This is a genomic window from Acetivibrio cellulolyticus CD2 (genome assembly GCF_000179595.2).
GTDB lineage: Bacteria > Bacillota > Clostridia > Acetivibrionales > Acetivibrionaceae > Acetivibrio > Acetivibrio cellulolyticus.
In genome coordinates this window covers 870980-896699 of record NZ_JH556653.1, presented here as the reverse complement: position 1 = coordinate 896699, position 25720 = coordinate 870980, and the positions used below count along the sequence as shown (strand labels likewise).

The 25720-nt window shown below is 35.7% G+C and carries 23 protein-coding genes and 1 riboswitch; of the genes, 19 read left to right on the top strand and 4 right to left on the bottom strand.

What is annotated here, in order from left to right; translation table 11 throughout:
• Window positions 1-166: 166 nt before the first annotated feature.
• The 6 genes from ACECE_RS0206160 to ACECE_RS0206135 all read left to right on the top strand — a co-directional run bounded on the left by ACECE_RS0206160 (window position 167) and on the right by ACECE_RS0206135 (window position 7361).
• On the top strand, window positions 167-646 hold the full coding sequence (locus ACECE_RS0206160) for a CarD family transcriptional regulator (protein WP_010245524.1): 480 nt from the start codon (window positions 167-169) through the stop codon (window positions 644-646).
• A 160-nt stretch (window positions 647-806) separates the two neighbouring features.
• Window positions 807-1520, top strand: a complete 714-nt coding sequence (ispD, locus tag ACECE_RS0206155; protein WP_026073723.1) for a 2-C-methyl-D-erythritol 4-phosphate cytidylyltransferase — start codon at window positions 807-809, stop codon at window positions 1518-1520.
• 17 nt (window positions 1521-1537) lie between these two features.
• Window positions 1538-2269 (top strand): ABC transporter ATP-binding protein, encoded by a 732-nt coding sequence (locus ACECE_RS0206150; protein ID WP_010245518.1) that lies wholly within the window; start codon window positions 1538-1540, stop codon window positions 2267-2269.
• Window positions 2259-3473, top strand: coding sequence for an ABC transporter permease (locus ACECE_RS0206145; protein WP_010245515.1), 1215 nt, complete (start codon window positions 2259-2261; stop codon window positions 3471-3473). Before ACECE_RS0206150 ends, ACECE_RS0206145 begins: the two co-directional genes overlap by 11 nt.
• A gap of 168 nt (window positions 3474-3641) precedes the next feature.
• Window positions 3642-5468, top strand: coding sequence for a sensor histidine kinase (locus ACECE_RS0206140; protein WP_010245513.1), 1827 nt, complete (start codon window positions 3642-3644; stop codon window positions 5466-5468).
• 57 nt (window positions 5469-5525) lie between these two features.
• Window positions 5526-7361: a sensor histidine kinase gene (locus tag ACECE_RS0206135; protein ID WP_010245511.1), complete on the top strand. Its 1836-nt coding sequence runs from the start codon at window positions 5526-5528 to the stop codon at window positions 7359-7361.
• Between the two features lie 7 nt (window positions 7362-7368).
• On the opposite strand, the gene ispF is transcribed toward ACECE_RS0206135, so the two are convergent.
• Entirely contained in the window at window positions 7369-7839 is a 471-nt protein-coding gene (ispF, locus tag ACECE_RS0206130) for a 2-C-methyl-D-erythritol 2,4-cyclodiphosphate synthase (protein ID WP_010245508.1), read from the bottom strand.
• A gap of 272 nt (window positions 7840-8111) precedes the next feature.
• On the opposite strand from ispF, the gene ACECE_RS0206125 reads away from it, so the two are divergent.
• Complete coding sequence (locus tag ACECE_RS0206125) at window positions 8112-8939, top strand: CAP domain-containing protein (RefSeq protein WP_010245506.1); 828 nt, start codon at window positions 8112-8114, stop codon at window positions 8937-8939.
• A 91-nt stretch (window positions 8940-9030) separates the two neighbouring features.
• On the opposite strand, the gene ACECE_RS0206120 is transcribed toward ACECE_RS0206125, so the two are convergent.
• The gene (locus tag ACECE_RS0206120) at window positions 9031-9999 is read right to left on the bottom strand and encodes an RluA family pseudouridine synthase (RefSeq protein WP_010245504.1); all 969 of its coding nucleotides are present in this window, start codon (window positions 9997-9999) and stop codon (window positions 9031-9033) included.
• Window positions 10000-10029: 30 nt separating this feature from the next.
• Entirely contained in the window at window positions 10030-12474 is a 2445-nt protein-coding gene (locus ACECE_RS0206115) for a mannose-1-phosphate guanyltransferase (RefSeq protein ID WP_010245501.1), read from the bottom strand.
• Between the two features lie 484 nt (window positions 12475-12958).
• Window positions 12959-13096, top strand: a riboswitch (cyclic di-AMP (ydaO/yuaA leader).
• Here ACECE_RS0206115 and ACECE_RS0206110 point away from each other — a divergent pair.
• From ACECE_RS0206110 to pfkB, 10 genes are all read left to right on the top strand, one after another.
• Complete coding sequence (locus tag ACECE_RS0206110; RefSeq protein WP_010245498.1) at window positions 13097-14185, top strand: peptidoglycan-binding domain-containing protein; 1089 nt, start codon at window positions 13097-13099, stop codon at window positions 14183-14185.
• A 156-nt stretch (window positions 14186-14341) separates the two neighbouring features.
• Complete coding sequence (locus ACECE_RS0206105) at window positions 14342-14734, top strand: RidA family protein (RefSeq protein ID WP_010245495.1); 393 nt, start codon at window positions 14342-14344, stop codon at window positions 14732-14734.
• A 163-nt stretch (window positions 14735-14897) separates the two neighbouring features.
• Window positions 14898-16127, top strand: a complete 1230-nt coding sequence (locus ACECE_RS0206100; RefSeq protein ID WP_010245493.1) for an NAD(P)/FAD-dependent oxidoreductase — start codon at window positions 14898-14900, stop codon at window positions 16125-16127.
• A 15-nt stretch (window positions 16128-16142) separates the two neighbouring features.
• On the top strand, window positions 16143-16889 hold the full coding sequence (locus ACECE_RS0206095; protein ID WP_010245491.1) for a class I SAM-dependent methyltransferase: 747 nt from the start codon (window positions 16143-16145) through the stop codon (window positions 16887-16889).
• Window positions 16890-16982: 93 nt separating this feature from the next.
• The gene (uvsE, locus tag ACECE_RS0206090; RefSeq protein ID WP_010245488.1) at window positions 16983-17948 is read left to right on the top strand and encodes a UV DNA damage repair endonuclease UvsE; all 966 of its coding nucleotides are present in this window, start codon (window positions 16983-16985) and stop codon (window positions 17946-17948) included.
• A gap of 53 nt (window positions 17949-18001) precedes the next feature.
• Window positions 18002-18163 carry a hypothetical protein gene (locus ACECE_RS30995; RefSeq protein WP_162862496.1) on the top strand — a complete coding sequence of 54 codons (162 nt, stop codon included), beginning with the start codon at window positions 18002-18004 and terminating at the stop codon, window positions 18161-18163.
• A 23-nt stretch (window positions 18164-18186) separates the two neighbouring features.
• Entirely contained in the window at window positions 18187-18387 is a 201-nt protein-coding gene (locus tag ACECE_RS0206080) for a hypothetical protein (RefSeq protein WP_010245486.1), read from the top strand.
• Window positions 18388-18445: 58 nt separating this feature from the next.
• Complete coding sequence (locus ACECE_RS0206075) at window positions 18446-19276, top strand: PrsW family intramembrane metalloprotease (RefSeq protein ID WP_010245483.1); 831 nt, start codon at window positions 18446-18448, stop codon at window positions 19274-19276.
• Between the two features lie 135 nt (window positions 19277-19411).
• Window positions 19412-20161, top strand: a complete 750-nt coding sequence (locus ACECE_RS0206070) for a hypothetical protein (RefSeq protein WP_162862495.1) — start codon at window positions 19412-19414, stop codon at window positions 20159-20161.
• Window positions 20162-20356: 195 nt separating this feature from the next.
• On the top strand, window positions 20357-21289 hold the full coding sequence (gene pfkB, locus ACECE_RS0206065; RefSeq protein WP_010245476.1) for a 1-phosphofructokinase: 933 nt from the start codon (window positions 20357-20359) through the stop codon (window positions 21287-21289).
• On the opposite strand, the gene ACECE_RS0206060 is transcribed toward pfkB, so the two are convergent.
• Window positions 21286-22335 carry a diguanylate cyclase gene (locus ACECE_RS0206060; protein WP_010245473.1) on the bottom strand — a complete coding sequence of 350 codons (1050 nt, stop codon included), beginning with the start codon at window positions 22333-22335 and terminating at the stop codon, window positions 21286-21288. The genes pfkB and ACECE_RS0206060 overlap by 4 nt on opposite strands.
• 163 nt (window positions 22336-22498) lie before the next feature.
• On the opposite strand from ACECE_RS0206060, the gene ACECE_RS0206055 reads away from it, so the two are divergent.
• Together ACECE_RS0206055 and ACECE_RS0206050 are read left to right on the top strand one after the other, a co-directional pair.
• The gene (locus tag ACECE_RS0206055; RefSeq protein ID WP_010245469.1) at window positions 22499-24655 is read left to right on the top strand and encodes a Tex family protein; all 2157 of its coding nucleotides are present in this window, start codon (window positions 22499-22501) and stop codon (window positions 24653-24655) included.
• A gap of 108 nt (window positions 24656-24763) precedes the next feature.
• Window positions 24764-25648 (top strand): hypothetical protein, encoded by an 885-nt coding sequence (locus ACECE_RS0206050; protein ID WP_010245467.1) that lies wholly within the window; start codon window positions 24764-24766, stop codon window positions 25646-25648.
• Window positions 25649-25720 lie beyond the last annotated feature (72 nt).

The following is a 25720-nucleotide window of genomic DNA, read 5'->3' as shown; positions in this document are numbered from 1 at the left end:
AAATAATTAAGTTATTGCGAGAAATGTTTAACTTGTTATGTTTTAGTGTTGTTAGCAATAGAAATCAGGATTTGTTATTTGTTTTAGGTAGATAGAATTAGAGAAATTTAGGAAACGAATACAGAGATGAAAATTTCGGTGTTTTTTGTTTACTGGAGGAGTGTATATGTATAATGTAGGTGATAGAATTGTATATCCCATGCATGGAGCTGGGATTATTGAGTCTATTGAGGAAAGGGAAATACTAGGTAGCAAGCAGAGTTATTATGTTGTTAGGATTCCTATAGGAGATATGAAGGTAATGATTCCTACAAAGAATGTTACGGGAATAGGTATTAGAGAAGTAATAAGTGAGCGGGATGCTGATAGAGTTTTTTCTGTTCTTGGAGCGGAGAACAATAGTGCAAATAGCAACTGGAACAAGCGCTATAGGGAGAATATGGTAAAGATTAAAAGCGGAAATATTTATGAGGTTGCTGATGTTGTAAGGTCTTTGATGGTAAGAGAAAAAGAAAAAGGGCTTTCTACCGGTGAGAGAAAAATGCTTAGCAGTGCAAAACAAATACTTATAAGTGAACTTGTATTGGCTAAAAACATGAATGCAATTGAGATAGAAAAGATTATAAGCAAGTTTTTAAATATTTAATATAAATATTCGTATTAGTAAGCTACTGAACTATATATTTTAATATGATTATCAGAATGTAAAATCAAGGTATCTATGGGGTAAGACCATGGATATTTTTATTTACATTTTTTTCAGTTTCTTTTATTATGATAGTATCTTTTTAGTTGGAGCGTTGTCTATGATTAAACATAACAAATTATATGCGAGCCTGGTTGTTGTTGCAGCGGGTAAGGGAACCAGGATGAATATGGATATGAATAAGCAGTACATTAAGGTGGGTGGAACACCGATACTTGCAAGAACCCTTAGAAAATTCGATGACCTAGATTATATAAATGAGATTATTCTTGTAGTGCATTGTGACGATATTTTGTATTGTAAAGATAATATAATTGATGCTTACAAATTTAAGAAAATAAAGTGTGTAGTTACAGGTGGTTTAACTCGGCAGGATTCTGTTTTTAATGGGCTAAAAGAAGTATGTGATGAGGCAGATGTTGTGATTATTCATGATGGAGCAAGGCCTTTTGTTGATGAAGGCAGTATTATTGGATGTATTGAGGCAGCAATAGCATGCGGAGTAGCAACAGTAGCAGTTCCGGTTAAGGATACTATCAAGTCTTCAAATAGTGAAGGTTTTGTTGATTCAACTCCTGATAGAAGTACCTTGTGGGCTGTTCAGACTCCACAGGCTTTCAAATACAATATAATAATGGATTCTCACAAATGTGCTAAGAAAGATAATTTTGTAGGAACAGATGATACTGTTCTTGCCGAAAGGCTGGGTTTTAAGACCAAGCTGGTCATGGGAAACTACAATAATATTAAGATAACAACAAAGGAAGATTTAATATTTGCAGAGGCTATTATAAATGCAGAAGAAGAACTTTGAGAGGACGTGTTCTGACATTGATTAAAATTGAAAATATAACAAAGCAGTTTGGAACCTTTACAGCTGTCAGGGAAGTTAGTTTTCAAGTTGAAAAGGGTGAAATATTTGGACTTTTAGGGGAAAATGGAGCTGGAAAAACTACAACATTAAGAATGCTTGCAACAATGTTAAGGCCTACATCAGGGACAGCAACAATGGCTGGATTTGATATCGTATCCGAGCCTGAAAAAGTCAGGTCAAAGATTGGCATTCTTTTTGGAGGGGAAACAGGTCTTTACGATAGATTGACATGTGAAGAGAATATAAGCTATTTTGGCGAATTGAATGATATGAGCAAAGCAAAAATAGATGAGAGAATAAAAATTCTTGCAAAAACATTTGGAATGGAAGAGTATATTACCAGAAGAGCAGGAAAGTTATCGAAGGGTATGAAACAAAAGGTTGCATTTGCAAGATCAATTATTCATGATCCCGATATAATGCTTTTTGACGAGCCTACATCTGGACTTGATGTTAGTGCTATAAGAGATGTTCATGAATTTATCAGAACATGTAAAAAGGAAGGGAAAACAATAGTGTTTTCCAGTCACACCATGAGTGAGGTTGAAAAGTTATGTGACAGGATTGCGATTATACACAAAGGAGAACTAATAGAGAAAGGTAAGATTGATGATATCAAGGAGAAATATGGCAGTAATGACATTGAAGAAATATTCATCCGATTGGTAGGTGACAAGCATGAATCTTAGGCATATATGGATTGTGTTTACAAAAGAGGTAAAGGATATTGTAAGGGACAGAAAAACTATAATTACAAGCATTGTAGTTCCCATGGTCATCATTCCGCTTTTGAGCATGTTGGCTGGAGGAAGCGTTCAGAATATGCAGAATGATATTGCGCAGAATGTTACCATTGCGCTAAGTCAGGAGTCTAATACAAAAGAAATTAGAGATCTCGTAAAAAACGAGATAATAGCTGACTTTCCCAATATCAGCCTTATAGATGTTGATGACCCTGTAGCTGCTATTACGGATTCAAAGGTGCGTATAGTTCTTGACTTTGAGAAGGATTATAAATCCAAGCTGGAAAAGAGCAAGCCGTTTGTTATTAAGTTGATATATGACAAGTCCCAGACAAAATCGGAAGGAAGTATAGGTATAATTGCAGAGGCAATTAACGCGTTCAATGGAAGAATTGTCAAGGATAGACTAGCAACGGTTGGTATAGATGATGAAATTCTAGAACCGGTGAAAATCGAAGAGGACAATATTGCAAACGAGGGCAAGACAAGTTTAAGCATACTTTCTATGATTCTTCCTATAATGTTAGTTATTCTTATATCAGCAGGAGGTACAGCACCCGCAACTGACTTGGTTGCAGGCGAAAAAGAAAGAAATACTTTCGAACCGCTTCTCACAACAAAGTCTAGCAGGTCTTCCTTGCTAATCGGAAAATATCTGGCCATAACACTATTTTCATTTGTTTCGGTCATAACTTCAATTATGGGTATGGCTTTGGGGCTCATAATAGACCCTGGATCCATTACAATGGGAACAGGTACGCAAATTTCAGCGTTTAGCATTCCCGGTGCCGCAATTGCATTGATTTTATTGATAGCTACGTTGATGGGAATGACCTTTGCTGGAATTCAAATAGCATTAAGCACTTATGCAAAATCCTTCAGAGAAGCGCAAACTTATTTATCTTTTCTGATAATAGTTGCAATGATTCCGGGATATGCAACCATTTTAATGCAGCCAAACGAAATACCTTTATATATGTTTGTAGTACCTGTATTAAATACTATATCTGCATTTAAGATGGTGTTAGGTTTAAACATTAATTATACATATTTAATACTGGCACTTGCCTCTTCAGTTGTATATGTTATTATCTCATTAAAAATTGCGCTTTCACTTTTCAAAAGAGAAAATGTCCTCTTTAGAAGCTAGTTTGGTTCATGCACCAAGAAAGAATTAATAGAGGAATTTTCAAAAAAATGTAGAATATTATATTAAGTTAGTGTTATTTCACATCTTTGATTTTTTGCTTATGAGTTCAATGTATTTCTTGATTTTAAGAAGGTGAAAATATAACTTCAGCTTTGGAGGGGTAGGAATATGTTTTTTAGTCCTAAAAAGCTATTATCCCGTATTCTGCATTCTTCACAAAAACAAAATATGGCTAATGTGTGGAGGCTTAATATTGCCTTTGCATCTATATTTATGTTTTCCATATTGGTAGTAGTTTTTGCATCATTTAATATGATATCAAATTCTATGCTGGAAAATGCGGGTGAGAGTTCTACAGAGCTTATAAAACAAACAGTAAAAAATATTCAAACAGTGTTGGAAGAGCTTGATGACCTTGCAATGACTATGTCTCGAGATGATTCAATAGCCAATAGAGTCTTTGAGATTAGTACTATTACTGACGAACATGAGAAGGCTCAAAATATCAGAAAGATTGGTGAAATTTTAGATAGTTATTGCCAGCAAAGAGAATACATTGTCGATGTTTCCATCATTATGAATGACAATACATTTATTACAAGTGGAACTAAATCATCGCATTTGTATGACGATATTGCATCATACTATGCGGTTAAAACTTTCAGAGGAAAAGGACAAAAGTCTTTATGGATTGATACATATACTACTGATGTAAAGTCAACTTTTAGGCGTAGTGAAAATGGACAGGTATTTTCAGTTGTCAAGGGAATTTACTCATCAAGTAGTCTTCAAAGTCAAGGTATACTTTTAATAAATATCAGAGAATCATACTTATACAGTTTGATTTCGGGCATAAAGCTTTCAAACGATAGCGAAGTTTTTATTGTAGGTAAAGATAGTGACTATGTAATGAATGCACAGAATAGGAGATTAAACGGTCAAATTGTTGAGTATGATTTCGTAAAAGAGCTATTGGACAAAAAAAACGGAGGGGATATAAAGGAAGTTGATGGAAAGAGTTATATCATAACATATAACACTATTCAAAAAATAAAAGCGACTGAGCTTGGCTGGACAATTGTAGATATGACACCTGTTTCTTCAATAACAAAAGGGGTTACAAATGCAAAGATATACCTTTTATTTATAGGACTTGCGTGTATATTGTTGGGATTAATAGTAGCCGCGTTTATAACTAGAATATATAACTCTCAGTTAGATAGGAGATATGCTGAAAAGCATTCTATTGCAATGGAGAGAGAGAGGCTTGCTTCCTTAGGACAAATGATAGGAGGAATAGCGCATAATTTTAAGACACCAATCATGTCTATATCAGGTGGCCTTGAGGCCATTAGTGATCTAATTAACGAATATGACAATTCTATAGGTGATTCGGAGGTGACTCGTGAGGATCATCATGAGATTGCATCTGAAATATCGGACTGGATCGGAAAAATAAAACCTTATTGTTCATACATGTCGGATATAATATCAGCAGTAAAAGGTCAGACGACAAATTTAAGCAACTCAACAAGCCTTAACTTTACGGTGGAAGAACTTATAAAGCGAATAAAGATATTAATGAGCCATGAACTTAAAAAAAATAAATGTGAATTAAATATAGATATTAAAGTCAATGAAAATATGAAAATAACAGGGGAAATTAATAACCTGGTTCAGATACTGAACAATCTTATATCCAACTCAATAGAAGCATATAATGGAGAAGGCGGGAAAGTGGATTTAATAATCAGCAAAAAGGCAAATAATCTGGAGATAGTTGAAAAGGATTATGGCTGTGGAATCCCAGAAAATATTAAAAAGAAATTGCTAAAGGAAATGATAACAACAAAAGGTAAAAATGGTACTGGTTTGGGTCTATATATGTCACACTCTACTATAAAGGGTAAGTTTGGAGGCTCTATGAGCATTGAAAGTGAGGAAGGGAAAGGGACTGCAATAACTATATCTATCCCATGCCCTGGAAAGAACTAGTAGGGTGTTAAATGCAAGGTATGTTTTATCCATTCTTTAACTTTGGAGAGTGAGAAAATGGTTAAGTTTAAAGGAAGGAAAACTATTGGTTATTTGCCTGATATAAATGAAAAGAAGATACAAGTTGCATGGCAATTAAACTTTAGTATTGTGATGATTGTCATATTATCTATTACTGTTGTTGGTTTTATTTCATTTAGAATGATTTCACAATCCATTCTAAACAATACAAAACAAAGTGCAATTCAGCTAGTAAAACAGACTTCAAAAAATGTAGAGACAATATTAGGGAATTTGGATGATTTGGCTCTTACAATATCAAGGGATAATGACTTGTCCGAACTTGTTGCGCAGTTGAATTCGACAAAAGATGAGCATGAAAAGGCTGATTGCATTAGAAAAATAGAAAATATATTAAATAATTATGCTGTAAACAGATCGGATATAGCAGATATAGTAGTTGTTACAAATTCAATGGAGTACATTACTTCAGGTCAGCAAAGACCTAATATATTAAAAGATGTTTCAACATACCATGTAGTGCAGCTGGCTAAAAACAGCGGTAAAAAGTCGGCATGGATTGGCACTTATACATCGGATTCTGATACAACATTCGCAAGTGCAGGCGCATACGGTCAGGTTGTTTCACTTGTTAAGGGAATATATACGCCAACATCCCTTAGCAGTCATGGAATGCTTATAATAAATTATAAGGAGTCGTGTTTGTTTGATTTGATTTCAAGCATTAAAGTAGGCAATGGCGGTAAAATCTATATGGTAAATAGTAGTGGAAATTTCATAATGAATCAATACAATAGAGCTTTAAATGAAGATTTTTCACAGACCGATTTCGCTAATTTCATTAATGACGCTATCATACAGGAAAACGGAAGTATTATGAAAAAAATTGAGGGGAAAGAACATCTTGTGACATTTTGCAACATTAAAGAGGTTAAGGGAACAGTGCTTGGCTGGAGAATTATTTTACTTAAACCTGTAGCTTCTATAACGAGTGCTATAACTAATGTTGGTACAAAGATATTCTATCTTGGGTTGATTGGCGTAACTTTTGGTTTCATTTTTTCTATATTACTAGTAAGGCGATACAGCTTTTCCGTTGACAAAGAGTATTCTGAAAAGCATTCTATAATGATGGAACAGGAGCGACTTGCATCTTTGGGGCAGCTGATAGGTGGAATAGCGCATAATTTTAAAACTCCAATTATGTCAATATCAGGAGGCCTTGAGGCCCTTAAAGACCTTGCTTCTGAATATGACAGCTCTATTGATGATGCAAGTGTTACGGATAAAGATCATCATGAGATTGCTGAAGAAATGAGAGAATGGGTGAAAAAAATAAGACCATACTGTTCCTATATGTCTGATATTATATCGGCAGTTAAAGGACAGGCTGTCAACTGTAATGAATCTTCAGTGGAAAGTTTTACGGTAAGCGACTTGGCTAAAAGGGTTCAAATTCTCATGAATCATGAGCTCAAGAAGTACCAATGTCATTTGGAAACTGATATGAGGACGAGCGAACTTACGGAAATAAAGGGGGAAATTAACAACCTTGTTCAGGTGTTGAACAATCTCGTTTCAAATTCAATAGAAGCTTATAATGGGGTACCTGGAAAAATTGATTTAGTATTTGATAAAAAGATGAGTAATCTTGAAATAACAGTTAGAGATTTTGGTTCCGGAATACCTGAAAAAGTAAAAAACAAATTGTTAAAAGAGATGATTACTACTAAGGGAGAGAAAGGAACCGGCATAGGTCTCTATATGTCGTATTCAACAATAAAAGGGAAATTTGCTGGAACCATGAGCGTCGAAAGTGAAGAAGGTAAAGGAACATCAATAATAATAACTATTCCTTTAAAGAAAAAGTAAATGAGGATTAATCAACTGTAATACAGCTAAAGACCTGAATTCCTTTTCCTTGGCCGAATTGGGTGAGACCTTCTCCTGTTGTAGCGGTGATTCCGACAGCACTTTCAGGTATGCCAAGTAACTCGGATATACTTTTTCGCATTTCAGGTATTTTAGGTGTTATCTTTGGTATAAGACACTCTATGGAAATGGAAATGTGGACTATCTTTTTTTCGTCCAAGTATTTAAGCGCTTCTTTTAAATATACACTGCTATCCTTTATGCCCTTATTCAAGCACAAATCGTCACTTACCGCTCCAAGTATATTTACACATGTTACACCGGAGATTGCATTGGTGATAGAATGGAGAATCACGTCTGCATCACTATTGCCGTCAAGAGGTGGAGCATCTTCGAATACTACTCCTCCAAGTATTAATTTTTTATCATTGTCTTCAAAGTCAAACCTATGACTATCCTGGCCAATTCCCACTATCATCTGTTAATCAAATTCCTTTACAATTCAATATTAAAAAAATTATATATTATCACTGCTAAGATTGCAAGGCAGTGATTGTTTTTTATGTGAAAATAACTTAATGCCTGCGATATCTGTAAAGATTATCATTTTTTTAAAATCTAAAAAAGTTTTTCATTTTCTTGAATTACTATGTAAATAATTCGTTTAAATATGTCAATACTATTGTTTATAAACCAAATATAAAAATATTTATTTGTAATGGAAAATTAAGCAGATTTGGAGGGATTATTATGAACAGGAAATTGGTCTTACTGATTGTTTTGTCGATCATATTTACTGTAGGGTTAGGATTTTCGGGGTTTGACTCAAGGAGTATCAACGCAGCGCCTACATTTGAAAAGGTTAATTTTATATCAGCGGTTGTAACTGCTAACCTTTTGAATGTAAGGCAGGGGCCTTCAACAAATTTCCCTGTTGTATGTGTACTTAAGAAGGGCCAATGGGTAAATGTTATTGGAAAGTTGGGAGATTGGTATGCAGTTTATGAACCAGAATCAAGGTGCGTAGGGGCAGTATCCGGAGAGTTTATCAAAGAGGCATCAACTACTAACAAGACAACTACTAATAAGACAACAACTTCCGGTAAAGGTTCAACAGGAAAAACAAAGACAGTTCCAAAGGTTGTTGCTACACCAAAGCCAACAGCATCAATAATTTCGACACCGATTACAGGGGTAACCCAGGATGATCAGACATTATTGAATCTTGTTAATAAAGCTAGAGCAGATGCAGGAGTGGGCTCACTTCAATTTGATGCTGAACTTATGAAAGTAGCCAGATTGAAAGCAAAAGACATGGTTGATAACAATTATTTTTCACATCAATCACCAACTTACGGCTCACCTTTTGATATGATGAGACAGTTTGGTATTAGCTTTAAGACAGCAGGAGAAAACATAGCAGGGAACAGAACTGTTGAAGGTGCGTTTCAAGCATGGATGAATTCTGAAGGTCATAAAAAGAATATTTTGAATTCAGGATTTAACTATACAGGAATAGGTATTGTGGATAGTTCTAAATATGGTAAAATGCTGGTACAACAGTTTATAGGTAAATAGCTTATGGTTACTATATAAAAGGCATAATGAAAAGTCCCCGAATGAATTTAAACAATCGGGGACTTTAATAGTTGAAATATTACTTCGGATTTTAGATATTTCTTATCGGGAGAATGTTGCTAAAATCCGGCATAACTTTAAATTCTTTTCCGTTGAGATAGTTTAGAATACCTCCGCCTTTACTGAATTCAAATTTCAACTTGTAAGCCCACAGAGCTTGGTATTTTGCTTTAAGTGTTCGGTTTAAAGTGTTGTCGCCATATTTGCCGTCACCCACTATTGGGTGACCTATATATGACATGTGAGCCCTTATCTGATGGGTTCGTCCTGTAACCAGTTCAACTTCCAATAAACTTGCACTGTCATCAGCTGTTATATTGTCAATGATTGAAAGTGTTTTATACTTGGTAATTATCTCAAGAGAGTTCCTCGTTTTATAATCGTTAATGTAAACCCGGCTTTTTCTTTCGTCTTTCTCAAGGTAAGCTTTAAGGATACCTTGGGGCTTTTCCATCTTGCCTCTTACTAAGCATTGGTAATACTTTTTTACTTCTTTGTTTTTGATTTTTTCCAGCATTACCTTTAAGGCTTCATTATTTTTAGCAATAATTATTAGTCCGCCAGTATTACGGTCAAGCCTATGACAGAGTGCAGGTGAAAATCCGGATGTTTTGCTTGTAACTTCTTTTTCTCGTATATACGCAGTTACGAGGTCAATTAAGGTATTCTCTGCCTGATCTTTATCTGGATGTACAGGGATACCTTGTTTTTTATTGACGATTAACAGGTTTTTATCCTCATATATGACTGTAAATGCTTTGAAGTAATCTGTAGGTTCGGATATACTCTTACCTTCCAGAATTTCATCAATTATATATACTTCAACTTTATCGCCAAGATTGGCTATATAATCTTCTTTAACCCTTATACCGTTTACTTTTACATCTTTTTTTCTAAAAGCTTTATACATAAAGTTTTGAGGCATATTTGGGTACTTTTCTTTTAAAACTTTGTCAATTCGTTTATTTGAGCTGTCTTCAGCTATTATCAGTGTTTGCATATTACTCCCTACCTTAAAAGACTCCTTTTTCTATGAATTAATAATTACCTTGATCTTTTCAAGATATTTCTCTGAGATTGTCTCGGCTACGTTTGGAGTTTCCCCCTCCGAATATATTCTGCAAAGTGGAAGGTCTGCATCAGGAAGGATAAGAGCCCAACCGTTTTCAAGTATAAATTTCACACCGTCAAGGAGTTCAACCTTCTCACCATTTTTTTCAGTTATAAGATTTCTCATAACCCGTCCTTTTAGTTCCCATGGACAGAAAATTTTCTTTTTACTTACGTAGAAATCAGGTATTTCTTTAAGTGTTTCAGATAAAGTCGTATCCTTTACACAGAAGAATTCAAGAATTTTCACAAGTCCTGCAAGAGCATCGAAGTTTAGCAGGAACTGATTCATATTTTCCCTGTTTTTAAAAAGATTGTGATTAAGCATTTGTTCCATAACTGCCTGAGGTGAAGTCTTTGTACGTACAACCTTGCCATGGTATTTTTCTGCCATAATTTCAATTATTGATGGAGCGGTTATAGGTACAACAACCTTTGATCCCGGATTGGCTTTAAAGGAGATAAGTGAGGTCAGGGAAATGAACATATCATCCTTTACAGTATTGCCGTTTTTATCGATAAGGACAAGGGTTTCACCGTTACTGTCTATAAAGGCAGCAAAGCTTGCATTGTTACTTTTAATCTCATCGACAATTGTGTCAATCTCATTCAAGTTTGAGGACGAAAAGCTTGCAACCTTACATCCAAGGTCTGTGAGCATAGGCACCACTATTGATATAACGAAGTCTGAAGGTGAAACGATACATATCTTGGGAGCCTTACTTCTTATTGCATCAGTATCTATTTCATTGAGTATGGAACGTACATAGTAATTTTTAAAATCGGTTATATTGTTGAGCCGGCTGATTTCTTCGCCGGAACAACGTTTAAAATCTTCACGGAAGAAGGAATTTTCGATTTTTCGTTCCATAACTCTGCTGATGCTGGCACCTTTTGCATCCATAAAGTCTACTCTCAATTTGTTTGGATTATCGTCGCTTAGCTTTATGTGTATTCCACCTTCAACAGAAAGAAAACTGATTGCATGTCGTGAGATCGGGGTCAAAAGACTGCTCATGTTAAAGACTTCGACACCAACAGACAACATTCCGGAAATAAAAGCATGTTTGAACATTCTTGCAGAGTTCGATGTAGTTGAGCTTACAATAACTTTGGAGCCTTTTTTGAATATAGAACCATAAGCTGCTCCCAAACGGGTCGCAAACTCAGGAGAAATATCCACATTAATTATCCCTGAAAGGCCATTTTCACCAAAAATTGTTTTGGAATGCCTGGAGCCCCATATGATATTTCTATCAACAATAGCTAACGGATCTACTGTCTTTTGAGGCCAAATCTTGATATTAGGCTTTAAAATAGCCCGTTCATTTATGGTGCAATTGTCTCCGACTACTGCATTTTCAAAAATACGTACATAATGTTTTAGATTGATTTTATTACAAAGAATAGCACCCCTTATCTCAGAGCCATATTCGATATAGTTTCCATTCCATAGAACACTTCTCTTAATAGTTGCTTCATCTTCAATTACATTATTGCTTCCAAGAATACTAAAACTATCAATTACTGCACCACTACCAATCCGGCAATTGTCACCAATTACACAGGGCGGATTTAAAACCGCATGAGGATCAATAATTGCGCCATTACCAACCCATATACCTTCTTTGATCTCAGTTAAAGCCATATTCAATTTAACTTTACCCTCGAGGGCATCATAATGAGCTTGGAGGTAAGCCTGAAGGTCTCCTATGTCACACCAGTAATCAGACATTATGCAGCCAAACATGGGCTCTCTTTTATCTAGCAATAATGGAAACAGGTCCTGACTGAAATCTGTCTTCTCGCCCTTTTCCATATAATTCAGAACTTCCGGCTCTAATATGTATGTACCAGTATTGACCGTATCGCTAAAAACTTCACTCCAACTTGGTTTTTCAAGAAAGCCGGTTATGGCGCCCTTTTTATCGGTAATGACAACACCGTACTCTAAAGGTACGTCTACACGGGTTAAAACCAGAGTAGCTTTAGATTTCTTGGATTTGTGGAATTCAATGGCCTGGGCAATATTCATATCTGTGAGTGAATCGCCGCTTATTACAATAAAAGTTTCATCAAGAAACTCTTCTGCATTTTTAACACTACCTGCAGTTCCAAGTGGAGTATCTTCAGTAAAGTAATGGATGTTAACTCCAAAGTGAGAGCCATTGCCAAAATAGTCCTTGATCTTTTGGGGTAAATACATTAAAGTGACGCCTATTTCAGTTATACCATGTGACTTAAGTAAATTAACTATGTGCTCCATTATTGGTACATTCATCACGGGAACCATTGGTTTTGGCATGTCACATGTAAGAGGACGTAATCTTGATCCTTCACCACCAGCCATTATAATTGCTTTCATTTAAGGACCATCCTTTCACAATTCTTATCATAGTGTAAATCATAGAGTCAAGCAAAGCCGTAGGACTCATTAATATTATTTGTTCTTAAATAAAACTTCAACATAAAGTGTTGATTTTAGCACTTGTTATTTTCCTATTTGTCATAATAATTATTTTGCGTGTTTTAATAATAAATCAAACATGAACTTTTTTGCAATATACCCACTTTCCTAAACATAATTATACTTATATTTATATTCAATATAGTTTAAAAAAATCCTTTATAAATGAGGAAAAAATAAAAAGTAAGATGCTTATGGTAAATCAGATACTCAATTTTTAGTTTTTTTAAATGTGGCAATTTTCCACAAAGTGTTTACATATTAAAAATATTTGTATAAAATATAGGGGTAAGAGAAAGGCGCACACTTGAATTAAAGGAATGTACAAAAGTTAATAATTGAAGGTATTATTTTTGCATTTATTATTTAGGCATAAAATGATACAATTATTTTGCTGAATTCTCTAAATTAAAATTAGAGGAACGGGGGATATATTCTTGGGGTTAATCCCGGCTTCGCTGGGAGGGGTTCTCTTCTACCTAACCCGTCAACTAACCTCGTAAGCTTGAGGAGGGATTTAATGCTAAAGAAAAAGGCAGTATTACTGGCAGCATTTGTGTTTTGCTTTGTAAATTTGTTTTCTGTTTGTTCTATTCAGACTTTTGCAGCATCTAAAGTATTAAAGGAAGGCATGAGCGGCAGTGACGTTACATCACTTCAGAAGGATTTGAGGACACTTGGTTACCTCAAAGTAAGCCCGACAGGCTATTATGGAAGTCTAACCAAATCAGCGGTTGAGAGGCTTCAAGATAGCAATGGCTTAGATGGTGACGGTATTGCAGGAAGCAAGACCATATCTTTAATAAGTAAGCTTGTAGATGCAAAGTCAAATACTACTTCCAGATCATCAAGTAGTTCCGGAGCTTTAAAAGAAGGTATGAGTGGAAGTAGGGTTACACAGCTACAAAGTGATTTGAAAAAACTTGGTTATCTTAGTGCAAGCCCAACAGGCTATTACGGAAGTCTTACCAAGGCAGCAGTTAAAAAACTGCAGAAAAAGAACGGCCTTGATCAGGATGGAGTAGCTGGGGATGCAACTTTGACTAAAATAAACAAGTTAATAGGAAGGACTAGCACTTCTACGAAAAAAACAACTGCATCAAGAGGTAGTGTTGACAGAACTGGTGGTTATCTCGTTTCGTGGTATGGCGGAGCGGAAAACATTTTGGGAAAAGGCGATATCGCTGAAGTTTACGATATCAATACTGGGCGCACTTTTAAAATAAAAAGGACATATGGTCATAATCATGCAGACTGTGAAACACTAACTGCAGAGGACACAAAAATAATGAAAAGTATTTATGGCGGCGACTGGGGCTGGGATAGAAGACCTATTATATTAACAGTTAATGGTCGCAAATTGGCAGCTTCCATGGCAGGTATGCCGCATGCAGGAGTAGAAGGATCACCAGCTGATACATATGTAAGCAGTAGAAGTGGTGGCTATGGTGGTGGCGATAATCTGGACGCAGTTAAGGGAAACAAAATGAGTGGCGTGTTTGACATTCATTTCTTAAACAGTAGAACTCATGGGACAAATAAAGTTGACTCAAAACATCAGCAAGCACTTAAAGATGCTGCTGAATGGGCTGAAAAGAACGGCTTTTAGCTTAAAATTTCAATAATTGAAGAGAAGAACAGGATATCGCAATTAGTTGCGGTGTCCTGTTCTTTTTAGGTTGGTGAAAAATGGAGTAATAGGATATAATGTTGTAAGTTCAATAATAAAGAGGATTATTTATTTTCTATATAGGAGGAATACTATATGTCAATTGAAGTTATATCTACAAGTAATGCCCCCAAAGCTATAGGGCCATATTCCCAGGCAATAAAAACTCAAAACATGGTATTTACTTCAGGTCAAATACCTATTCATCCAGCTACAGGCGACATTGTTAGTGGTGGTATTGAGAATCAGACAAAGCAGGTATTGGAAAATCTTAAAGCTGTTTTAGTTGAAGCAGGTACAGGGTTAGAAAATGTTATTAAGACTACAGTTTACATTAAGGATATGAATGATTTTACTCTGGTCAACCAAATCTACGGAGAATACTTTAGGGCACCTTATCCTGCAAGATCATGCATAGAGGTTGCAAGACTGCCGAAAGATGTAATGATTGAAATTGAAGCTGTAGCAATTATCCCTTCGAGTATTTAAAATGGGTATAATTCAAAAATTACAAAGTCTTTACAAAGGTATAAATACCTGCATCTGTTTTTTTATGTTTATTTACTTTTAGATTGGGCAAATATATAGCAGCAGATTATTTACAGCAAGTCAGTATTCTTAAAACAATAAAAGTGGTAAAGGGTGATGGCTAGTGGAATATGTGATTCTTGGTAATGGGGCGGCAGGTATATCTGCGGCTGAAAAGTTGAGACAGCTGAATGATAGCTGTGAAATTACAATTATAAGTGTGGAAGATACACCGGTTTATACAAAGTTTATGCTTCCGGATTACATAGGCGGTAAGATTGTCAAGGAAAAGCTTATATTGAGAGATCTGAATTACTATAATCAAAACAGGATAAAACTTTTGCTTAGCCAGAACATTGATAGTATTGATTACACAAAAAAAATCGTCATGCTCACGGGTGGTGCAGAGCTTGAGTATGAAAAACTGCTTCTAGCAGTTGGGGGTAGTCCTGTAGTTCCAAACATAGAGGGACTAAACGAAATTAAATACTTTACTCTAAATTCGATAAAAGATGCTGATAATATTATAAGAAATGCTGTAAAAGGAGAAAAGGCAGTTATTGTAGGTGCGGGACTAACCGGCATTGAGACTGCGTTTGCCCTCAGAAGATTGGGAATGACCGTTACATTGGTTGAAAGGGAATCAAGGATTTTGTCTCAACAGTTGGATGTTACTGCTGCCCAAATGCTTGTTGAAATGATAAGGAAAGAAGGTATAGAACTTCTACTTGGAAGCAATGTTCAAAGAGTTACTGCGGATAACGGGTTTAATATTGAATTGTCAAATGGAGAAAAGCTGGATTTCAACATGCTGGTTATCTCTATAGGTACAAGACCAAACCTTGACCTTGTAAAGGGAACTGGAATAAAAACCAATAGGGGTGTTCTTGTAAACGATTATATGGAGACAAGCATAAAGGACATATTTGCAGCAGGTGATGTGGCGGAACTTCAGAATAAGAGAGACTCTGGTACAGTTTCAAGCTATATATGGCCTAATGCTCTGGCTCAGGGGAAATGTGCAGCTTCAAACATGGCAGGCCAGATTCAGGAATTCTCCAGTGATGCAGGTTTTAGTAATGCGGTAAGGCTTAGAGATGTTGCATTTTTATCAATGGGTATGATAAATCCTAATGAAGAAGAATATGAATCGCTGGTTTACTGCGATAATGATTTGCATGCATATAGGAAAGTAGTTTTAAAAGATAATATAATTAAAGGCTTGATTCTCTTGGGAGATACGTCATCTGCGAATATATTGGGTGACTTTGCAAAAAAGGGAAGGGATATCTCAGATATCAGAAATATTATTTTAGAAAAGGATTTTGCGATAAAGTTTAAGGCTATGACGTGAAATTAGGGTGCATAAATGAGCTTCTACGACGAGATAGGCAAATACTATGACAAAATATTTCCGGCAGGGGAAGAACAGCTTGGATTTATTGAGGATGCAGCAGGAAGGAAAAGCGTTAGAATTCTGGATGTTGCCTGTGGCTCAGGGACATATTCAATTGAGCTGGCCAAGAGGGGTTATAAAATTACAGCTGTTGATCTTGAAGCTGAAATGATAAGAAAAGTCAGGGAAAAGGCTGATAATGAGAAAGTAGATATAGAGGCATTTGTTTGCAGTATGACTGAACTTGAAGGAAAACTGTCTCAAAAGTATAGTGTTTTATTCTGCATAGGTAATTCTATAGTTCATCTCAGCAGCCTTGAAGAAATAGAGGGTGCACTCAAACAGATGTATAGCCTTATAGAGTCTGATGGTGCTGTTATTATACAGATAATGAATTATGACAGAATTATAAGGCTTGGTTTAAAAGAACTTCCCCCAATAATGGATCAGGAGGCAGGAATAGAGTTTATACGTGAGTATGACTACCAGTCAGGAAGAAATGTAATTAATTTTAATACTAAGTTGGTTGTAAAGGATGGTAATGATACAAGAACATTAAAAAACACTGTAGAACTTCTTCCTGTTCAGAGTGATGAGCTTATAGTGCTTTTAAGAAAAGCAGGATTTAAGAGATATGAATGTTATGGCGATTTTAAGTGTACTCCATATAAAGAGGATTCATATATGTTTGTCTTAAAGGCTTTCAAGTCTCAACAATAGGGTGTATAAACTCTCTTAAAAAATAGAATTTATATTTTGTATTCATATGGATAAAATAGAATTGCGTTTATAAAAATTCGGTGAGGGAGATATATGATTGTAAGACTAGGGTATGTTGCGATGACTCTTAATTTGAAAGATTGTTCACCATCGGGTACTGTTACTGTTAAGACGTTTTCAAGTCTGGCAAGTAAAGAGGCTAAATTGCATAGGCTTAGAAAAATAACGAGGGACAATCTTAATAATACCCTTAGGATACTTCGGTATAATAAGGCTTCTAACATAAGTGTCTACAGATTTACTTCCAAACTTGTGCCATTAGCAACACATCCTTTAATAGAAGAGTGGAATTATATAGAGGATTTCAAGGAAGAGTTTATTGAGATAGGTGATTTTGTAAAGGAAAACGACTTGCGTATAAGTGCCCATCCAGACCATTACACGCTTATAAACTCTCCTTCAGAGAAAGTTCTTGAAGATTCAATCAGGGATCTTGATTACCATGTAAAATTATATGAAGCCATGGGGCTTGCGGACTATAAATACAAGCTGGTTATGCATATAGGCGGTGTATATAAGGACAAGGAGCTATCCATAGAAAGATTTAAAGAAAATTTTATAAAGCTGCCTGACAGAATAAGAAAAAGACTTATATTAGAAAATGATGATAAAGTATATACTGCGATGGATGTATTGGGAATATGCAAGGACTTGAAGGTTCCTATGGTTTTGGATGTACATCATCATAATTGTGCAAATAATGGGGAAGCTTTGGAGGACATGCTACATGATATATTTAAAACTTGGAATGGTGAGTACTTTGCCCCTAAAATTCATTTTTCAAGTCCAAAGACTTTAAAAGAGTTCAGAAGCCATGCTGATGACATTGAACCAAAAGAGTTTGAAAAGTTTTTGAAAACAGCCAAAAAGGCAGAGATGGATTTTGATGTAATGATTGAGGCGAAGAATAAAGATAATGCTTTGTTTAACCTATCCAATAAGGTAAAAGAATTTGAAAATATTAGATGGATAAATGAGGGGCACTTTGAGGTATTATAGATAAGGTGCTATTTTTTTCGTAAATAAATGCGTTGGAAGGTTGGTAAAGTATTATGGCGGGTAAAAACAAATCAAAGAAGAAATCAGACGACCGAAGGGTTGCGCCGGGATTTAGCGATGAGAAGTTTGGAGAAAATGCAACTTCTGAGGATATAAAGAAAGGAAACTACACTAAAGTTGTAAGAGTATTTCTAGATGAAAATGATCCCAGTTGATTTAAGTCAAGGAGGTAGTTAAATTGATTGAAGGCACTGAGTCAACCAAAATGAAAAATTCAGACAAGTTGATAGAGACAATCAGAAGAGCAAGCGGAAGAATGAACTTCGATGAGTATGCAGTAGCAACAGGGCTTGGTAAGGAGTTTATATTCAGCATATTAAAGGGAGAGATTGAAGAGGTAGATAATGAAACCTTGAGGAAACTGTCCCTTACGCAATAATGTTTTCTGCATGGCAAATAAATAATGAAAATAAAAAATAAAGATGTAGGTGAATTAGTTGAATCAGTTGACAGATACTATTTCAGCATTTATTCATACGCGTAATTCATGGCTTAGAATTTTAATTACAGGATTTCTTTTGTATATTACTGCTATTGCGGCGTTTAATCTGACTAATAATCCAAATCTTATCCCTACTGTGATCTTTACAGGGAATTTTCTGGTGCCTGTTTCTTTCGTAGCCTTTTTTTATGAGAGAAGAGATCGGTTTAGTGTGAGAATGTCCTCAACTTCAATAAGCTTTTTTTATGGTGGAATTCTTGGAACAGCTGCTGCAGCATTGCTTGAACCTATTTTTATTGGTGCGCTAACTTTTTCTACATCATTTAGCGTAGGAATTATTGAAGAATTAACCAAACTAATAGGTGTTTTCTTTATAGCTAAAAACAGGAAGTACAATTCCGAGATGGATGGAATTATACTTGGTGCAGCTGCAGGTATGGGTTTTGCTGCTTTTGAAAGCACAGGCTATGCTTTTTCTGCCTTTTTACAAAATGGGGGTAGCATGTCCTATGCAGTACTAATAACACTTATCCGTGGACTGGCATCACCAGTTGGACATGGAACCTGGACGGCTATTTTAGCAAGTGTTTTATTGCGAGAGAGTGTTAGTGGAAAATTTTATTTTAACAGTAAAGTATCGATGGCTTACCTTACAGTTGTTATATTGCATGGCTTATGGGACGGTCTTCCTTTTGTGATAAGCCTTATTGTTCCATCTGTAAATGCTATACTCATAGGGCAGCTGACTATAGGCTTAATAGGATTGGTAATCCTTAATAGAAGGTGGCAGGAAGCAAGGAAGGAATCTTCGATGCGGCTTGCATAGGTTTTAATATGTAAAAAAACGGTTTGGAGCTTCCGAACCGTTTTTTGGTGTTTTTGGAACGCCAATTTAATTATGTTTTCATTTTCAAAAATAGACTATTGTGCTAAAATGATACAGATTTAAATTTATGTAAAGGTGGAGATTGAAATCAAAAAGTTGAATAATAGCGTTTTATTGGGCATCGGACTGATATTGTTATCTCTTACGTTTTATGGTATTCAGTTCCTGGTTTTTAATGACTCAAAAACCACAGTTTTTTATTTTTTTCAGGATATCGCATTTGTTCCGATCAATGTGTTCTTAGTTTCAGTAGTACTGGACCAAATAATAAGCAAGCGTGAAAAACAGGAAAAGCTAAGAAAAATAAACATTGTGATAAGTGCATTTTTTAATGAAATAGGAACTCCTCTAATAAAATTATTAGCACAATATAACCTTAATTTTCATGACTTAAAAGCAAAAATATGTATCAAAAGTGATTGTATCGGTGAAGATTTTGACAGAACTCTAAAAATCGTTGAGAGTTTTGAATTTGACGTGGATAGCCGTATTATGGATTTGACTGTTTTGAAAGAATTTATGCATACGCATAAAAGTTACATACTTGGTATGTTTGAAAATCCAAATTTGTTGGAACATGATGCGTTTACGGATATGCTTTGGGCTGTATTTCATGTCTTGGATGAGCTTGACAGCAGGGAAAGTCTATACGGGCTTCCAGGTAATGATATGGAGCACTTGTCTAATGATATTAAACGGGCACTTAAGCTTGTAATTACTGAGTGGGTTTACTATATGAAACATTTAAAAGCAGAATACCCTTACCTATTCGCATTAGCTGTTAGAAAGAATCCATTTTTAGAGAATATAGATAACGAACAATAAAGTTAAATTTATATGGCACTTAAACGTTATCTACGTTAGATGAAAAACATCCTTTAAATTTAGTTTTAGAGTTTTTCATCTATAGTCAAGTTGTAATTAATTAAAGTTGTAGTTAAAGGCGGTAAAAAGATTACCCTTCAAATAATACAATATGCTATAATCTAAGGAAAGTATGGAATGTAACAGGAGAGTGCGATGATTACAACAGTAGTTTTAAATCCCGCTGTAGATAAGATTTACTTTGTAGATAATTTTCAGGCTGGCAGTATGTTCCGGGTAAAGGAGACAATAAGATCGGCAGGCGGCAAGGGTATAAACGTTTCACGCGTTATTACTGCATTAGGCGGAGATGTGCTATCCATTGGATTTAAAGGTGGTCATACAGGGGAATGGCTGGTTCAACAGTTGAAAAAACTTGGCGCTGTGACGGATTTTATTGAAGTTGATGGAGAATCCAGGACAAATAATAACATAATTGACAAAGTAAACGGAACAGAGACTGAAGTGCTGGAAACAGGGCCATTAGTGACGGATGGAGCTTTGCAAGAATTAATTTCAGTTTATGATAAAGCTCTTCAGAATACAAAGGTTGTGGTCTGTTCTGGAGGACTTCCGGCAGGCGTTGGCAACGATATATACAAGACACTTATTCTTAAAGCAAAAAAGCATGATATAAAAGTTATATTGGATTCTAGCGGGGAAGTTCTGAAGCATGGTATTGAGGCGAAACCTTATATGATAAAACCTAACTTAAGGGAACTTGGCAGCCTTGTAAATAGAGAGTTGAAGGATATGTCGGATATATTGGAGGCTTGCAGGGATATTCAAAGAGAAGGTGTAGAAATTGTTCTGGCTTCATTGGGGGAAAAGGGTGCCATATTGGTTTCAAAGGATGGATCTTTCAGGGCTTATGTGCCCCATGTTGAAGTCGCAAATACCATAGGATGCGGTGATTCAATGGTTGCAGGTATTGCAACAGCATTATCACAAGGTCTTGGAATGGAAGAAGCATTAAGGCTTGGTTCTGCTTGCGGAGCCAATAACGCGCAATATGCAGAAATTGGAGTAGTAAAAAGAGAAGAAGTGTATAAATTGATTAAAGAGGTACGAATAGAGTCAATTACTTAATGGGTGAACTTATCATTTTTTGTATCAGAAGTATCTGTATAGATAAGTTTATATTTTTGCCTGTCATCAATACAAACAGCGCCTAACTCATTTATAAACGCGGCAACTTTATTTCGTCCGGCAGATTTGGCCTTATAGAGAGCTAAATCTGCCTCCTCAAGCAGTTTGCCGGAACTAAAGTTACCAGCAGCTAGCGTTGATGGGGACAAGTTACTTAACCCTAGGCTGAGTGTCAATTTAATGTTTGTGCTGCCTGCTTGAAATATTTCATTTTGGACATTTTCCCGGATTCTCTCGGCAAGTATGGCAGCTCCGCTTATTGAGGTGTTCGGACAGATAACAAGGAATTCTTCACCGCCATACCTTGCTACAATGTCAACATCTCTGACAGATTCAGCAAGCTTTTTAGATAACCTCTTTAATATATTATCACCGGCAATGTGACCGAAGGAGTCGTTTATTTTCTTAAAATAATCAATATCAATAATGATAAGGGATATTGACTCTTTATATCTTGCAGAGCGCGTAAGCTCGCTCTCTAATCTCTTGAGTATATACCCCTTGTTATATAGCTCAGTCAATGAATCGGTAATTGCCAGCTGCTCTAATATTATATTTCTTTTCATCAATTCCCTGTTTTTTTCTTTAAGCTCTTTTTGTATATTGCGGGTTCTAATCTGGTTGTTTACTCGCATAAGTACTTCCGCAAATTGAAAGGGCTTAACGATATAATCACTTGCACCTTGAAGAAAACCATAGACCTGAGAGTGTATGTCGGCATCCTGGGATAATATGATTATTGGTACGTCTGTTAAAGTACTTTTTGACTTGAGTAATGTCAAAAATTCTTTACCATCAGGCGTCTTCATGGAGAGGTCGAGGAGTATCACTGATGGATTTGCTACCTCAATGAGTTTTAATGCTGTATCAACATCAGTAGCTGCCAATACATCAAAACCAACATTGCCAAATCTTCCGGCAAGCTCATTTATTAATAATTTATCTGTATCCAATAATAAAATTTTTTCTTTCTTTGTTAATTCCATATACATCACTCCCAAAAACAAGTAACGAAAAACTACTTATCTATTATTTTATTATATTTACCCTAAAAACATTATTATAATCAGGGCTTGATTATAATAATGTTTTAACTATATAATTAATTGTTTGGAGAATATTATTATGTTAAACATTTGGAGGATTTAGATGCTAGATATTAATGCCAAACTTACAAGTGAGTTTAACTTAAAACCGTTTCAGGTGCAAAATACAGTAAAGCTAATTGACGATGGCAATACAATTCCCTTTATTGCAAGGTACAGGAAAGAGATGACCGGCGAATTAAATGACCAGGTATTGAGGGAATTGTATGACAGATTGATATATTTGAGAAACCGTGAGGCCAGAAGAGAAGAGGTATTAAGGCTTATTGCCGAACAGGGGAAGCTTACTGATGAAATAGCTGCAAAGCTTAATAAAGCTGTGGCGTTGCAAGAGATTGAAGATATTTACAGACCCTTTAGACCGAAGAGAAGAACCCGTGCGACAATAGCGAAGGAAAAAGGCCTTGAGCCTTTGGCACAAATTTTGTTTTCTCAGGAACTCAAGAGTGGAAGTATCGAAGAAATTGCGGCACCGTTTATAGACGCCGAGAAAGCAGTAAATACGGTTGAAGATGCGCTAAATGGTGCAATGGATATAATTGCAGAAGATGTTTCTGATAATGCTGAGTTTAGAAAGGCAATAAGGGAAATGTTCTTTAAGCTTGGTACAATTGTATCAAAGTCAAAGAAAGAGGAAGACTCGGTATATCGCATGTATTATGACTTTTCAGAGCCTGTTGCAAAAATCGCCAATCATAGGATTCTTGCAATCAATAGAGGTGAAAAGGAAGAGTTTTTACAGGTTAAAATTGATGTTCCGAGTGAAAGGGTTACAAGCTATTTAAAGGCTAATTGCATAAAAAAGATCCGTTCTATAACTTCTGAGTACGTTGAGAGGGCCATAGAGGATTCTTATGAACGTCTTATATTTCCGTCTGTAGAGAGGGAAGTGAGGAATGAACTGACAGATAACGCTCAGGAACAGGCAATGAAGGTGTTTGCTGCTAATCTGAAAAACCTTTTGCTTCAACCACCGGTTAAGGACAAGGTAGTTTTAGGACTTGACCCTGCATACAGAACAGGTTGTAAGATTGGGGTGGTTGATGAAACTGGAAAGGTTTTGGAAACAACTGTTATCTACCCTACACCTCCACAGAGTAAGGTTGAAGAAGCTAAGAAGGTAATGAAGCATCTTATTGAAAAGCACAATGTTGATATAGTTTCCATAGGAAACGGGACGGCATCAAAGGAATCGGAAATATTTGTTGCGGATTTAATTAAGGAGCTTGGCAGAAAACTTTATTATATGGTAGTGAGTGAAGCAGGAGCATCGGTTTACTCAGCTTCTAAATTAGGTTCCGAGGAGTTCCCGGATTTTGATGTTGCATTAAGAAGTGCGGTATCTATAGCAAGAAGGCTTCAGGACCCTCTTGCCGAACTGGTGAAGATTGACCCGAAGGCTATTGGGGTAGGGCAATATCAGCATGATATGAATCAAAAAAGGTTGGGTGAATCCTTAGGTGGCGTAGTTGAAGATTGTGTAAACAGTGTAGGAGTTGATCTCAATACTGCATCTCCATCGCTGTTATCATATATTTCAGGCATAAATTCATCTATTGCCCGCAATATTGTAGAGTACAGGGAATCAAACGGAAAGTTTAAAAAAAGAGAAGAGCTTAAGAAGGTTAAAAAGCTTGGAGATAAAGCATTTGAACAATGTGCAGGGTTTTTGAGAATTCCTGACGGAGCAAATGTTTTAGACAGCACGTCTGTGCATCCGGAATCTTACTCTGCGGCAAGTAAATTGCTGGAGAGTATGGGCTATAGCATGGATGATGTAAAGCAAAGGAAGCTTGAAAAACTGAAGCAGGAAGTTGATAAGAAGGGAATAGGCGAAATAGCTTCAGAAATAGGTGTTGGAATACCTACGTTAAGAGATATCTTGAATGAACTTTTAAAGCCTGGGAGGGATCCGAGAGATGAACTCCCCAAACCTGTGTTGCTAACAGATGTCCTTGATATTGAAGACTTAAGGCCTGGTATGGTTCTCACCGGCACGGTCAGGAATGTTGCAGACTTTGGTGCATTTGTTGATATTGGTGTGCATCAGGATGGCCTGGTTCATATATCAGAACTTTGCGACAGGTATGTAAAAAGCCCTATGGAAGTAGTAGCTGTTGGTGATATTGTAAAAGTGAGAATTTTAGATGTTGAGGTGCAAAGAAAAAGAATATCACTAAGCATGAAGGAAATTAATTAATATACTTAAGGAATGCCGAAAATATAACTTTGGCATAAAAAATCCAAAGTAATGCTTCAGGTATTCTTAAAAATAAAAAGTACTAGTGTTATGAAAGAGGGTTAAAATATGAAAGGTATAGGCTATTTTTATAAGCCAATTAAGAAAAGACCGGAATTGCTGCTTATTTTCGGAATAATAACATTTATATATTGTTATATAGAGTATAATTTTATCATGCCTGTTGCTAATGTGTTAACCGTTTTAAAAACAGGAAATATGTTTGACAGCATTATGCATTTGATTCAAATGGTTTTAACAAATATTACAGGTATCAATCCTATAAATATTATTTTCATTTTGTTGGGAATAATAGCTGTTTCTTTGATTGCTGGTTTGATTTTATCCGGGTACCTGAACGTTTTAAATAGTTCATTTGTAGATGCCAAGAGAGAAAAAGGGACATTTGCAAAAGGAGTGCAGAAGCATTTTTTGAAGATTTCACGGATAACATTTTCTGTGATATTAATTTCATTGCTATTCGTGATGTTTATGCTGGTTGTTTCTATTCCTGCAATTGTTATTACCAGAGCGGCTATTACGGAAAAGCCGGAGCTTTTACTTGTATCTGGTATTTTTGATGTTATAACTATTGGAATAATGTTTTTTAGCTTAATGTTTTTCCGGATATATATACTTTTTTGGTATCCTGCAGCTATGAATTTTGATAAGAAATTTTTTGCAAAGGGAAAGCGTGCAGCAGATGCATCATTTTGGGGTATAGTTTGCAGATTTATTTTATTTGATATAATAATTATCGCATTCCAGATTGCTTTATTTTGGGCGAATACATATTTTTTGAGACTACAAGGTGGGTTCGCTCAGGTAGCTAGTGTAGTTGTATTACTTTTTGTAAATTGGATTTTTAAAACGGTACTGTTTTCATCAATAATAAGCTTTATTTTTTCAAAGTTTTTTTCTTATTGGCTTAAGCCTAAACCAGTAGCTAAGTGATTGTTTAGAAGCGTAGAGGACATTATCCTCTGCGCTTTTAATTATAGTATAATAATGTAACCGAAAATATAG